This window comes from Streptomyces diastatochromogenes, assembly GCF_002242805.1.
In the GTDB taxonomy this organism is placed as follows: Bacteria; Actinomycetota; Actinomycetes; order Streptomycetales; family Streptomycetaceae; genus Streptomyces; species Streptomyces diastatochromogenes.
The window spans coordinates 42,578-54,873 of sequence record NZ_MCGQ01000048.1; the positions used below are offsets into that span (position 1 = coordinate 42,578).

Consider the following 12,296-nt stretch of genomic DNA (forward strand, 5'->3'; position numbering starts at 1 on the left):
CTGGAACTCGGCCGGGCCTGTCGTGCGTTCCTTCCGTTGTGATGAGCGAGCTGGTTCCCGGGGGGAACCTGGCCTTGCCCGGCGGTGCGCTGCGGCTGCGGGTCGCCGGGCCCTTCGATGTGTCCGCCCTTGTCACGGACGGGGGCGGGAAGGTCGGTGGGGACGGGGACTTCGTGTTCTACAACCAGCCGGACGCGCCCGGTGTGCGGCTGAGCGGGGACGGTCTCGCCGTTGATCCGGTGCGGCTGCGGCCCGGGGCCACCCGGGTCACGGTGGTGGTCAGCGCGGCCGAGCCGGGTACGCCTCTCGGCCGGCTGCCCGCGCCCCGGCTGGACGTCTGCGATGTCTCCGGCCGCGCGGTGGCCCGGTTCACCCCGCCGCGTCCGGGGCCGGAGACCGTCCTGTTGCTGGCCGAGCTGTATCAGCGGGGTGCTGGCTGGAAGCTGCGGGCGATCGGACAAGGGTATGCCGACGGGCTGGCGGGGCTGGCTCGGGACTTCGGGGTGGACGTCGTGGACGACGGGCCGCAGGCGGCGCCCGGTCCGGATTCCGACGGCTTTCTCGGGCTGGTCAACTCCGCCCGGGCGCGGGCCGGTGTGCCTCCCGTGTCGTCCGACGCCCGGCTCGCCTCCGCCGCGCGGGCGCACGCCTCGGCGATGGCGGCCATGGGGCGACTCTCGGCGGAGGGGCGGGACGGTGTGTCGGTGCACCAGCGGATCACCGCCGCCGGGTACGCGTACGTCACCGTCGGCGAGCATCTCGTGTCCGGGCCACGTACCCCGGCCGAGTTCGTCGCCTACTGCCTGGAGGCCGGACAGGCCCGGCGCACCCTGCTCGAACCGGGCTTCACCCACCTCGGCCTGGCGCACGTCGACGCGGGTGACCGGTACTGGACCGCGCTGTGGGCCAGGCCCCTGACACCGGGCGAGTTGTCGCGGACGGTCGACGAGGTCGTCGCGCTCACCAACGGCGAGCGGGCGCGGGCCGGGCTGGCTCCCCTGGCGGGGGATCCGCCGCTCGCGCGGGCCGCTCAGGCGCACTGCGCGGACATGGTGGCCCGGGACTTCTACGCTCACACCTCCCCCGACGGCGCCCAGCCCTGGGACCGCGCCGCCGCCGCGGGTTCCCGCCGGCGCGCCATCGGCGAGAACATCGCCTGCGGACAGCGCTCCCCGGCCGAGGTGGTGGACGGCTGGATGAACAGCCCGGGGCACCGCGCCAACATCCTCAAACCGGAGTTCACGCACATCGGCGTCGGCTTCACCGGCGGCGGCCGGGCGGGCACCTACTGGGCCCAGGTGTTCGGTGGCTGAGCGGGTACGTTCCGTGATCTTGGCGGAACGGGACCTTCCGGGACACCATGCCCCGCATGAAGGGTGACCTCTTTTCCAGTCAGCACATGGTGCAGCCGGCCGTCGAGCCGGGCATGACCGTCGAGAACGCCAAGTGCATCAAGTACACGGTGAACAGCGAGATGTACGCCCGCCAGGGCGCGATGATCGCCTACCGCGGCGGCCTCCAGTTCGAGCGCAAGGGCCAAGGTGTCGGCGGCATGCTCAAGCGTGCCGTCACCGGTGAGGGCCTGCCCCTGATGGCGGTGCGCGGGCAGGGCGAGGTCTGGTTCGCGCACGAGGCGCAGAACTGTTTCATCGTCGACGTGGAGCCGGGCGACCAGTTCACCGTCAACGGCCGCAACGTCCTCTGTTTCGACGCCTCGTTGTCGTACGAGATCAAGACCGTGAAGGGCTCGGGCATCGCCGGCGGCGGCCTGTTCAACAGCGTGTTCACCGGGCAGGGCCGGCTCGGCCTGGTCTGTGAGGGCAACCCGCTGGTCATACCGGTCTCGGCCCAGTACCCGGTGTACGTCGACACGGACGCGGTGGTCGGCTGGACCGCGCATCTGCAGACCTCCCTGCACCGCTCCCAGTCGATCGGCTCGATGCTGCGCGGCGGCTCCGGGGAGGCCGTCCAGCTGATGCTCCAGGGCGAGGGTTTCGTCGTCGTGCGGCCCAGCGAGGCGACCCCGCAGAAGGCGCAGCAGCACTGACGCCTCGTGAAGTGATCTACGCCTCACAGGCAACCCCCTTTGCCGTACCGGCGTCTTGACCGACAACAGACCAAGCCCTGGCCCCCGGGGTCAGGGCATCTTTTCGGCGCACTATACACACCATGTATACACATCGTGTGTAGAGAGGCAGGCATGTACGGCAAGGCTTTCGCCCCGGAGTACCAGGGCGCCCTCACCACCCTGTCCGTGAACTCTTCGCTGGTCGACGTGTTGAGCGAGGGCACCGAGCGGCTGCGCGAGGCCGAGCGGTCGGGCCGCCCCGACGAGGCGGCCCGCTGCGGGCTCGCCGTCGCCGAGGCGCACCGGCGGCTCGGCCAGGTGCGGGACGCCGACCGGGCCTGGAAGGCGAGTTACCGGTCCGCCCGGGAGGCCGGGGACACGGCCGCGATGGCGTGGGCGCTGTGGAGCGGCGGCACCCTCGCCCGGCAGCGCGGCGCGTTCCCGCTGGCCTGGCGGCTGCTCGGGCTCGCGGCCGAACTCGGCGAGCAGGGCGGCGACATCGTTGTCCGCGGCTACTCGCTGGCGGGCCTCGCGGAGACCGGCCGCATCCAGGGCGACTACGAGGCGGTCGGCCGGCTGCACGAGCAGCTGCTGGCCGAGGCCCGCAGGCGCGGGGAGGCCCGGCACACGGTGTGGGCACTGGAGGGCATCGCGCAGATGCACCGCAACACTGGGGAGTACGACCAGGCGTACACGCTCTTCGAGGAGGCGGCGGAGATAGCCGAGCGGGCCGAGGACCGGCGCGGCCACGCCTGGGCGCTGCGCGGGCTCGCCGACATCCTCTCGGTCCGCGACCAGGACACCGAAGGGGCGCTGGAGCTGCTGTCGCGGGCGGAGGTCAGCTGCCGGGCGATGAACCTGTCCAGCGCGCTCGCCTACAACCACAAGATGCGCGGCAACGTCTTCTATCGCGCGGGACGGTACGGCGAAGCCCGGGACATGTACGAGCTGGCTCTGGAGGAGTTCCGGGCGATGAGCGAGCCGCGCGGCGAGGCGCTGGCCCGGCTGGGCCTGGCCAAGTCGCTGGCCCATCTGGGCCACGACCGCGCCGAGACGGCGGCCGAACTCGCGGATCTGGCCCGGGTGCTGGAGCGCAGCGGACTCCGGCACGCACGGGAGATGGTGGCCCGGGCGCAGGCGGAGTTCGGGCTGGACGCGGAGGCCGTACGGTGACCGTGTTCCCCTCGGCGGTGCAGGCGCCGCCCTCGGCTCCCGAGATCCTCGACCGCTGCCGGGAGTTGGTGCGCCCCGCGCTGACGGAGGCGGTAGGACGGCTGCACCCCTGGGTGGCCGAGATGGCCGCGTACTCCTTCGGCTGGTGCGAGGTCGGCGGCGCTCCCGCCGCCGCGCCGGGCGGCAAGGGCGTACGGCAGGCGCTGGCGGTGCTCGGCGCCCGGGCGGCCGGCGCCGACGGGCGGGCCGGGGTGCCGGCGGCGGTCGCGGTGGAGCTGGTGCACGCCTTCTCGCTGCTCCACGACGACATCATGGACGGCGACACCACCCGGCGCCGCCGCCCCGCCGTGTGGAAGGCGTACGGCACAGGTCCCGCGGTCCTCGCCGGGGACGCCCTGTTCGCGCTGGCCGTGGAGACCCTGGCCGCCGCGCCGGGCGGTCCCGCCGCGGTACGCCTGCTCTCCACGGCCCTGGCCGATCTGGTGCGCGGGCAGGCCGACGACCTGCTGTTCGCCGCGCGGCCCTTCGACGGGCCGGAGGGGGTCACGCCCGAGGAGTACCGGGCGATGGCGGAGCACAAGACGGGCGCGCTGCTGGGCTGCGCCGCGGCGCTCGGGGCCACGCTCGGCGGGGCGCCCGAGCCGGTCGTCGCCGCGCTGGACCGCGCCGGGCGGCATCTGGGCGTCGCCTTCCAGCTGGTGGACGACGTGCTGGGCATCTGGGGCGACCCGGCCGTCACCGGCAAGCCGGTCGGCGGCGATCTGCGCGAACGCAAGAAGACCTTCCCGGTCCTGGCCGCGCTCGGCTCCCCCGCCGCCCGCCACCTCCCCGCACTGCTGGACCGCCCCGAGGAGGCGGCCGCGCTGATCGAGGAGGCGGGCGGCCGTACGGCGGCGCTGACCGAGGCCCGCGCCCACACCGCCGCCGCCCGCTCCCTGCTCACCGAAGTCCCACCGGCCACCGCCGACGAACTGCTCCGGCTGCTGGACTTCCTGATGGCCCGCGACCTCTGAAACCGACGCGGCGCAGCGGCGCACGCGGGCATTTACCGTCGGTTACCCGCAGGTCGATGCCCCGTCGTGCGCCGTTTTCCCAAACTCGCAAGCCCTTTCGAAGAGTTGAATAAAAGGCAGGAACGGGGCCGGAGTTTCGGATTCTTTGAACACACCCCCGCGCACCCCGCGTACCTGTGAGCAAGGACGGGACAGGGGTATCAGCGAGGGATGACCATGACCAAGGCGCAAGTCTCCGCACACGAGTTGGTCGCCGGCCGGTACCGGCTCCTCGAGGTCTTCGCCCGCGAGACGAACCGGCTGTGGTGGTACGCGGAGGACGTGACGGCGAACCAGCCCCGCCTGGTGGCACAGATCGGCCTCCCGGAGACCTGCGACGCGGACACCCTGCGCCGCGCCACGGCCCGGGTCGTCAGGACCTCCGAGATCATGCGGCTCCTGCGCCCCGGCCAGGTCGCCACCGTCGTCGACGCCGTGGTGGAGGCGGGCACCCTGTGGACGGTCACGGAGTGGATCGACGGCACCCCCCTCAGCGAACTCCTCGACCGAGAAGGCCCGTACAACCCCGTGCGCGCGGCGCGGATCGGCCTCGAACTCCTCGACGTGCTCCAGGCCGCGCACGACGAGGGCATCACCCACGGCGAGCTGAGCCCCGGCCAGGTCTTCGTCCGGGACGGGGGCCCGGTCGTGGTCGCCGGGTTCGGGCTGGCGGGCACGACGCTGGCCCCGAGGCTCACGGCACCGTCGTACGCCTCGCCGGAACAGGCCCGCGACGAGCGCATCGGACCGGCGGCCGACCTGTGGGCGCTGGGCGCGATCCTCTACACGACGGTCGAGGGACGGCCGCCGTTCCGCGACCGGGGCCGCCCCGACGCCACCCTGAAGGCCGTGGACCGGCTGCCCCTGCGCACCCCGCTGCGCACCGGGCCGCTCACCCAGGCCGTCCAGGGGCTGCTGCGCAAGAACTCCCGGGAGCGGCTGATCCGGCCGGTGGTCCGCGAGGCGCTGACCCGGGCCCTCGACGAGGACGCCGACGCGGACCGCGACCCCGCGCCCGTGCCCCGGCTGCGCAGCGCCTACGCGGCCGTACGGAACGTGGGCCCGGAACGCGGCCGACGGATGATGGTGGCCGGGACCGCGCTGGCCGTCGTCACGGTCGCGGCCGCCGTCCTGTCCGCGACCCACCAGCTGCCCGGCACCTCCACCGCCGCCGAGCCGCCACAGCCCACCGCCACGACCGCCGCCCCACCGGCCAACCACCCCGAGAACAACACCCCCAGCCCGAGTGCCACTCCCAGCACCAGCGCCAGTACCAGACCCAAGCCCAGCAGCTCCCCGTCCCCTTCCCTGCCTGCCGGTTTCCACCGCTACACCGCCGCGGAGGGCTTCTCCGTGGCCCTGCCGGACGGCTGGAAGCGGCTGTCCACCGATCGCGGGGCCGACCACGCCTACCGCATCACCTTCGGCACGGACGCCGACTCCCCGACCCTCGCCGTCACTTACAGCGAGCAGGCCGGCCCGGACCCGGTCGCCGTATGGCGGGACGACGTCGAACCCGTTCTGGAGCGGCTCCCCGGCTACCACCGGGTCGGCACCATCCTGGCCACCACCTACCAGGGACACCAGGCGGCCGACCTGGAGTGGCTGTCCGGGTCCGGCACCGCGCGGGTGCACACCTTCGGCCGCGGCTTCCTGCTCGGCGGCGGACGCAGCTTCTCCCTGCGTTTCACCACACCGGCCGGCTCCTGGGACGATGCCACCAGCCGACTCGCGCTCAAGACCTTCCTGCAGACCTTCCGCGAGACCAAGGGCTGACCGGCGCCCCGCGCCGGACAGGCAGGGTCGTCAAAGCATCGCCAATGGGTGGATATAGGCTGTCCAGTCGCACTCGCGCACCGAGTGCGGTCCCGTTGAGTCATGCCTCCAGGAGAGTCATCCGTGACCCTTGCGATCGACCCGTCCGAGACGTCCGCGCCGACCGCGGTGCCCCTGTCCGACCTCGTGGCGCGGGACGCGCGCGAGTTCGGCGTCTACGCGCGCACCGGCGGCTGGGCCTTCGCGCTGATGGTGGCGCGCAGCGTGCGGCCGGGCGGACAGGCCGCCGGTGAGACGCCGAAGGTGTCGGCGAAGGAGTTCGCGGAACTGGCCGGCTGCTCGCCCGAGCGGGTCATGCGCTACTACAAGGCCTGGGACCGCGCGGCCGACGACGGGCTCGTCCCGCACTTCGAGGCGCTCCAGCCGGGCCAGGACGTCGAGCTGCCGGACTCCGACGTGTGGCTGAGCTACTACGTCTCCCGCAACAGCGCCACCTCCGAGCGTGGCACCGCCATCGCCCAGGCGGCCGAGGCCGAGGGCATCCGCCCCACCAAGGCCCTGGAGGTCGCCGAGAACCCCACCGCGCTGCGCGCCGCCATCCTCGCCGACCCCTCCACCGCCCGGGCCGCCCGCTCCGCCCTGCTGGACCGGCTCAAGGAGGACCCGGACCTGCAGGCCGAGCTGGCGCGTGACGTCGTACGCACCGACGACCTGAAGAAGGCCGTCGCCACCGAGAGCCGGGCGGCCGACCGGATCGGCTACGTGCGGCAGATCGCCGAGTCCGGGCAGATCAGGACCCCGGCCGGGCAGACCGTGGACGCGCCCGCCGTCCTGCGCGAAGAGGCCGAGCGGCATCTGTCGCTGATCGACGAGCTGGAGGACGGCGAGGACACCGGCGAGTGGGCCACCGAGGCCTACGACACCATGAAGTCCCTCGTCGCCGAGACGGTCGAGGCCGACCCCGAGCTGCGCGTCCAGGAGCAGCGGACGAAGTTCTACAGCAGTCTGCAGAAGGCGACCCGGGCGTTCGAGGAGCTGACCTTCGACGACGCCCAGGACTTCTACGAGGACGACATGGTCCAGCGCCTGGAGGAACTCCAGCAGGCCATCGGCACCTGCCTGTCCACGCTGCGCGGAGCCCGCGGGAGCCGGCCCTAGGCGGTCCTCAGCCCGGGCTGAGTAGCGGTACTCATGCCCGGGCCCGGCGGCCGCCGCCACGATGGGGCTCCTTCCTCTCCTACGGCAAGGAGCCCCGCCATGACCGCAGTGCACCCCGCCCCGCGTACCGTGCCGCGCCGCGTGCCGCCCGCCCTGTTCGCGGGTGTGGTGGCCGTGGGCCTCGCCGTGTCGGCGTGGGACGTGCAGGACCGCACGACCTGGTTCCTGGAAACGGTCTGGGCGCTGGTCGGGCTGCCCCTGGTGGTACTGGTCTGGCGGCGCTTCCCGCTGACCGGGCTGCTGTGCGGGCTGCTGGCCGTGCACGCGCTGGTCCTCGCGGTCGGCGGCCACTACACGTACGCGCAGGTCCCGGCGGGCGACTGGGTGCGGGACACCTTCGGCCTGTCCCGCAACCCCTACGACCGGTTCGGCCACCTGATGCAGGGCTTCGTCCCGGCCGTCCTGGTACGCGAGCTGCTCAGCCGGACCTCGCCGCTGCGCGGCAGCCGCTGGCTCGCCCCGCTCACCGTGTGCGCCTGCCTCGCCTTCAGCGCCTGCTTCGAACTGCTGGAGTGGGCTGCCGCCGAGATCGGCGGGCACGGCGCGGACGCCTTCCTCGCCACCCAGGGCGATGTGTGGGACACGCAGTGGGACATGTTCTGCGCCCTGATCGGCGCCGTGCTGTCGCTGCTGCTGCTCAGCAGGGTGCACGACCGTCAGCTGGCCGCACTGGAAGCCCGTACCGCCGGCTAGTCGTCCGACCCGGCGTGCCGGCGGCGCGCCCACAGCGGGAGCCCGTACCAGCACACCAGGTACCAGACGACGACGGCCGCGACCAGCCAGGGCACATAGGCGTCGTGCGTGGCCACCCGGAGGATCAGCAGCAGGGACGAGGCCATGGTGGCCAGCAGCAGGACCAAGCCGACGAACGTCATCCGGGCGGCCAGCCGCACCGCCCGCGGCTTGACCCGGCGGCCGGCGACCAGGCGGTGCAGGGAGACCGGCCCGATGAGGGCACCGGTCGCGCAGGCGCCCAGGACGACGGTCACGATGTAGATGACCTGGTCGGCGTCGGGCAGACGGGCGTACTTCGGCTGGAAGACGACGGTCAGCAGGAAGCCGAACAGGATCTGCACGCCCGTCTGGGCCACCCGGACCTCCTGGATCAGCTCGCCCCACATCCGGTCGGCCCGCTCCTCCTCGCTCTCGTCACGCCCCGTGTGCTGTGGCTCCTGCCTCATGCCGTGCGGGTAACCGTCCGGACGTCAGCGCAAACGGCCGGGCCCGCACGGTACTACCAGCGCTGCTCCACCTGGTCCTTGATCCGGCGCTCGTACAGGTCGCGGATCGCGGTGAACGTCTCCCCGGGCAGCGGCGGCAGCTTGGCGGCGGCCGCGTTGGCCCGGGCCTGCCCGGGGTGGCGGGCACCGGGGATGACCGTGGTCACGCCGGGCTGCTCGGCGATCCAGCGCAGGGCCAGCTGGGCCGGGGTGTACCCCTCGGGGGCGAGCGCGGCGAACTCGGCGGCGGCCTCGACGCCGGTCGCGTAGTCGACGCCGGAGAAGGTCTCGCCCTGGTCGAAGGCCTCGCCGTGCCGGTTGTAGGTGCGGTGGTCGTCGGCCGCGAAGACCGTGTCCTTGGTGTACTTGCCGGACAGCAGGCCGGAGGCGAGCGGCACGCGCGCGATGATGCCGACGCCCGCCTCCCGTGCCGCCGGGAGCACCTCGTACAGAGGCTTCATGCGGAACGGGTTGAGGATGATCTGCACGCTCGCCACGTTCGGCCGGGCGATCGCGGTCAGCGCCTCGGCGCAGGTCTCCACGCTCACGCCGTACGCGGCGATCCGCTCCTCGTCCACCAGGGTGTCGAGGGCGTCGAACACCTCGTCCGAGGAGTAGACGGGGGTGGGCGGGCAGTGCAGCTGCACCAGGTCGAGGCGGTCGACGCCGAGGTTGCGGCGGGACCGGTCGTTCCAGGCGCGGAAGTTGTCCAGGACGTAGTTCTCGGGGAGCTGCTCGACCCGGCGGCCCATCTTGGTGGCCACCAGCACGTGCAGATCGGGCCGGCCGCCCAGGAAGGCGGCGATGGCCGACTCGCTGCGTCCGTCGCCGTACACGTCGGCCGTGTCGAAGAAGGTGACCCCCGCCTCGGCCGCCGCCTCCAGGACGGACCGGGCCTCCTTGTCGTCCACGTCGCCCCAGTCGGCCCCCAGCTGCCATGTGCCGACTCCGACGACGGATGCCCGCTGCCCCGACCTGCCGATTACACGTTCGTCCATGGCGTCAGTCTGTCATCCGGTCGCGCCTCCTGCGGAACAGCTCGCTCCGGCGGGAACCTGTGGAAGTTTCACCCACACGGGTGATGGGAGACTCGACGGAAGGCCGCTTGCCGTAAAGCGGCGCTTAGCGTGTGTCCGTGATCGATCGTCCAGTGAGCAACTTTCCCTCCGAGAGCGGTGGTTCGGCGCCCGTCAGCCGCCGCGGCTTCCTGCGCACCGCCGCCGCGCTGGCCGCCGTACCCGTGCTGGTGGCGGCCGATCCGGCCCGCGCCGCGGCCGAACTCCCGGGGTTTCCGGCCGAGGTGGCGCTCTACCGCTCGGCGTACCGCAACTGGGTGGGTGAGATCACCGCTGACGGGCTGTGGGCCTGCGCGCCGACCGGCCCGGAGCAGGTGCTCTCCGTCGTCAACTGGGCGTGGCGCAGCGGGTGGCGGGTGCGCGCGCGGGGCTCCTCGCACGGCTGGTCACCGCTGACGATCACCGAGGGCACGACGGCGGACACCCCCGTCCTGCTGGTCGACACCGCGTCTCATCTGACCGGTCTGGCGCTGGAGTCCGCGTCGGCGGTGCGCGCCGGCGCGGGTGTGACCCTAGAAGCCCTGCTCACCTACCTGGAGGAGCACGGGCTCGGCGTCACCGCCGCGCCCGCGCCCGGCGACCTGACGCTCGGCGGCGCCCTGGCGATCGACGCGCACGGCACGGCCGTGCCGGCCGAGGGCGAACGCCCGCCGGCCGGCACCACGTACGGCTCGCTGAGCAACCGGGTGCTGGAGCTGACCGCGGTGGTGTGGGACGAGGGCACGGGGGCCTATGTGCTGCGGACGTTCCACCGTGCGGAGGCGGACTGTGCCGCGCTGCTGACCCATCTCGGGCGGTCCTTCGTCACGGAGGTGGTGCTGCGGGTCGGCCCGAACAGCAACCTGCGCTGTGTCAGCCGTACCGACATCCCGGCCTCCGAACTGTTCGCGGCCCCCGGCTCCCGCGGGCGCACCCTGGAGACCTTCCTGCGGCGCTCGGGCCGGGTCGAGACGATCTGGTTCGCCTTCACCGAGTTCCCGTGGCTGAAGGAGTGGAGCGTCACGCCGGTCAAGCCGCTCACCTCACGGCACGTCATCTCGCCGTACAACTACCCGTTCTCCGACAGCGCGCCGACCCTCGTGGCCGACCTGGTGGGGCGGATCTTCGCGGAAGCGGCCTGGTATCTGGCGCCGGTGCTCGGCCACGCACAGCTCGACGTGGCCAACCTGGGGCTGGCGGCCACGCTGTCCGCCGATCTGTGGGGGCCGTCGAAGAACACCCTGCTGTACCTCCGGCCCACCACACTGCGGGTGACCGCGAACGGGTACGCGGTCCTCACCACGCGGGCCGGGGTGCAGCGGGTGGTGCACGAGTTCACCAGCCGCTACCGGGAACGGCTCGAGGCGTACGCGGCGCTGGGCCGCTTCCCGGTGAACGGCTCGGTGGAGATCCGGGTGACCGGTCTGGACGACCCCGCCGACTCGGGCGTCGAGGGCGCCCGCACCCCGCTGCTGTCCGCGCTGCGGCCGAGCGGGGCCCGCCCCGAGTGGGACACCGCGGTGTGGCTGGACGTGCTGACCCTGCCGGGGACGCCGTACGCGGAGGCGTTCCTGCGCGAGCTGGAGCGGTTCCTGCTGGACACGTTCGACGGCGGGTACGCCCGCGCGCGCGTGGAGTGGTCCAAGGGCTGGGCCTACACCGAGGACGCCGTCTGGAGCGACGCGGAGGTGCTGGGCACGGCCGTGCCCGGTTCGTTCGACCCGGGGGTGTGGGAGCAGGCGGTCGGGATCCTCGACCGCCTGGACCCGCACCGGGTGTTCTCGAACGGCTTCCTCGACCGTCTCCTGCGCTGACTACGCCCGGAAGTAGTGGCCCTCGTCGAGGTCGGCGAGGAGGCCGGGCCCCTGCGGCTCCCAGCCGAGGAGCCTGCGGGTCAGCGCGCTCGACGACGGACAGTCGACGGCGGCGAACCGGCCGAGCCAGCCGAAGTGGTCCTCGGCCTGTTCGGCGGGCACGCCGACGACGGGCACGTGCAGATGCCGGCCGATGACCGCGGCGATGTCCCGGAAGGGCACCCCTTCCTCGTCGGTCGCGTGCAGCCGGGTGCCGGCCGGCGCGGACTCCAGGGCCAGCCGGTACAGGCGGGCCGCGTCCGAACGGTGCACGCCCGTCCAGCGGTTGGCGCCGTCGCCGACATAGGCCGACACACCCTTCGCCCGGGCGATCTCGATCAGGCGCGGCACGAAGGCGTGGTCGCCCCGGCCGTGCACGGAGGGGGCGAGCCGGACCAGGCAGGCCCGCACCCCGCGCTCGGCCAGCGCGAGCGTCGCCTCCTCGGACGCGGCCCGGTGGCTGCCCGGGGCGGGCCCGTCCTCCTCGGTGACCACACCGTCCGCCCGGGCGATCCCGGTACCGGAGGTGACCAGGAAGGGCTTGCCGGAGCCGGCCAGGGCGGCGCCGATCGCCTCGATGGCGCGCAGGTCGGTGGCGCCCGCGGCGTAGATGTCGGTGAAGTCGTGGATGAAGGCCAGGTGGATCACGCCGTCGGCCGCGGCCGCGGCGCGGGCCAGGCCCTCGGGGTCGTCCAGACTGCCGCGGTACGCCTCGGCCCCGGCCGACTTCAGCGAGGCCTCCGCCTCGTCCGAGCGGGCGAGGCCGACGACCTCGTGTCCGGCGGCGACGAGTTCGGGAACGACGGCGGATCCGACGAACCCCGTGGCGCCGGTGACGAAAACACGCATGGTTGATCTAGCTCCTCGGATGCTGGGTGGGA

The 12,296-nt window shown here is 73.1% G+C and carries 11 protein-coding genes; 8 read left to right on the forward strand and 3 right to left on the reverse strand.

Going from position 1 to position 12,296, the window contains the following annotated elements:
* Window positions 1-41: 41 nt before the first annotated feature.
* The 7 genes from BEK98_RS40090 to BEK98_RS40120 all read left to right on the forward strand — a co-directional run bounded on the left by BEK98_RS40090 (window position 42) and on the right by BEK98_RS40120 (window position 7,980).
* Window positions 42-1,313 (forward strand): CAP domain-containing protein, encoded by a 1,272-nt coding sequence (locus BEK98_RS40090; protein ID WP_094221789.1) that lies wholly within the window; start codon window positions 42-44, stop codon window positions 1,311-1,313.
* Window positions 1,314-1,369: 56 nt separating this feature from the next.
* Window positions 1,370-2,047, forward strand: a complete 678-nt coding sequence (locus tag BEK98_RS40095; protein WP_094221719.1) for an AIM24 family protein — start codon at window positions 1,370-1,372, stop codon at window positions 2,045-2,047.
* Between the two features lie 153 nt (window positions 2,048-2,200).
* On the forward strand, window positions 2,201-3,241 hold the full coding sequence (locus BEK98_RS40100) for a tetratricopeptide repeat protein (RefSeq protein ID WP_094221720.1): 1,041 nt from the start codon (window positions 2,201-2,203) through the stop codon (window positions 3,239-3,241).
* Window positions 3,238-4,254: a polyprenyl synthetase family protein gene (locus BEK98_RS40105; protein WP_167444367.1), complete on the forward strand. Its 1,017-nt coding sequence runs from the start codon at window positions 3,238-3,240 to the stop codon at window positions 4,252-4,254. The genes BEK98_RS40100 and BEK98_RS40105 overlap by 4 nt, the downstream gene beginning before the upstream one ends.
* A 210-nt stretch (window positions 4,255-4,464) precedes the next feature.
* Entirely contained in the window at window positions 4,465-6,069 is a 1,605-nt protein-coding gene (locus BEK98_RS40110) for a serine/threonine protein kinase (protein WP_094221721.1), read from the forward strand.
* Between the two features lie 123 nt (window positions 6,070-6,192).
* Window positions 6,193-7,227 carry a hypothetical protein gene (locus BEK98_RS40115; protein ID WP_094221722.1) on the forward strand — a complete coding sequence of 345 codons (1,035 nt, stop codon included), beginning with the start codon at window positions 6,193-6,195 and terminating at the stop codon, window positions 7,225-7,227.
* Between the two features lie 99 nt (window positions 7,228-7,326).
* Window positions 7,327-7,980, forward strand: a complete 654-nt coding sequence (locus BEK98_RS40120; protein WP_208643367.1) for a DUF2238 domain-containing protein — start codon at window positions 7,327-7,329, stop codon at window positions 7,978-7,980.
* On the opposite strand, the gene BEK98_RS40125 is transcribed toward BEK98_RS40120, so the two are convergent.
* Window positions 7,977-8,468, reverse strand: a complete 492-nt coding sequence (locus tag BEK98_RS40125) for a DUF6328 family protein (protein ID WP_094221723.1) — start codon at window positions 8,466-8,468, stop codon at window positions 7,977-7,979. The two genes, BEK98_RS40120 and BEK98_RS40125, sit on opposite strands and share 4 nt — an antisense overlap.
* Before the next feature lie 53 nt (window positions 8,469-8,521).
* The gene (locus BEK98_RS40130; protein WP_094221724.1) at window positions 8,522-9,505 is read right to left on the reverse strand and encodes an aldo/keto reductase; all 984 of its coding nucleotides are present in this window, start codon (window positions 9,503-9,505) and stop codon (window positions 8,522-8,524) included.
* Between the two features lie 137 nt (window positions 9,506-9,642).
* Here BEK98_RS40130 and BEK98_RS40135 point away from each other — a divergent pair, with 137 nt between their 5' ends.
* The gene (locus BEK98_RS40135) at window positions 9,643-11,376 is read left to right on the forward strand and encodes a cholesterol oxidase substrate-binding domain-containing protein (RefSeq protein WP_244202189.1); all 1,734 of its coding nucleotides are present in this window, start codon (window positions 9,643-9,645) and stop codon (window positions 11,374-11,376) included.
* Here BEK98_RS40135 and BEK98_RS40140 read toward each other — a convergent pair whose 3' ends face one another.
* Window positions 11,377-12,264: an SDR family oxidoreductase gene (locus BEK98_RS40140; RefSeq protein ID WP_094221726.1), complete on the reverse strand. Its 888-nt coding sequence runs from the start codon at window positions 12,262-12,264 to the stop codon at window positions 11,377-11,379.
* Window positions 12,265-12,296 lie beyond the last annotated feature (32 nt).

Excerpts from the sequence above, each read along its gene's own strand:
- BEK98_RS40090 (WP_094221789.1), top strand. The coding sequence starts at position 42 with ATGAGCGAGCTGGTTCCCGGGGGGAACCTGGCCTTGCCCGGCGGTGCG.
- BEK98_RS40095 (WP_094221719.1), top strand. The coding sequence starts at position 1,370 with ATGAAGGGTGACCTCTTTTCCAGTCAGCACATGGTGCAGCCGGCCGTC.
- BEK98_RS40100 (WP_094221720.1), top strand. The coding sequence starts at position 2,201 with ATGTACGGCAAGGCTTTCGCCCCGGAGTACCAGGGCGCCCTCACCACC.
- BEK98_RS40110 (WP_094221721.1), top strand. The coding sequence starts at position 4,465 with ATGACCATGACCAAGGCGCAAGTCTCCGCACACGAGTTGGTCGCCGGC.
- BEK98_RS40120 (WP_208643367.1), top strand. The coding sequence starts at position 7,327 with ATGACCGCAGTGCACCCCGCCCCGCGTACCGTGCCGCGCCGCGTGCCG.
- BEK98_RS40125 (WP_094221723.1), bottom strand. The coding sequence starts at position 8,468 with ATGAGGCAGGAGCCACAGCACACGGGGCGTGACGAGAGCGAGGAGGAG.
- BEK98_RS40130 (WP_094221724.1), bottom strand. The coding sequence starts at position 9,505 with ATGGACGAACGTGTAATCGGCAGGTCGGGGCAGCGGGCATCCGTCGTC.
- BEK98_RS40140 (WP_094221726.1), bottom strand. The coding sequence starts at position 12,264 with ATGCGTGTTTTCGTCACCGGCGCCACGGGGTTCGTCGGATCCGCCGTC.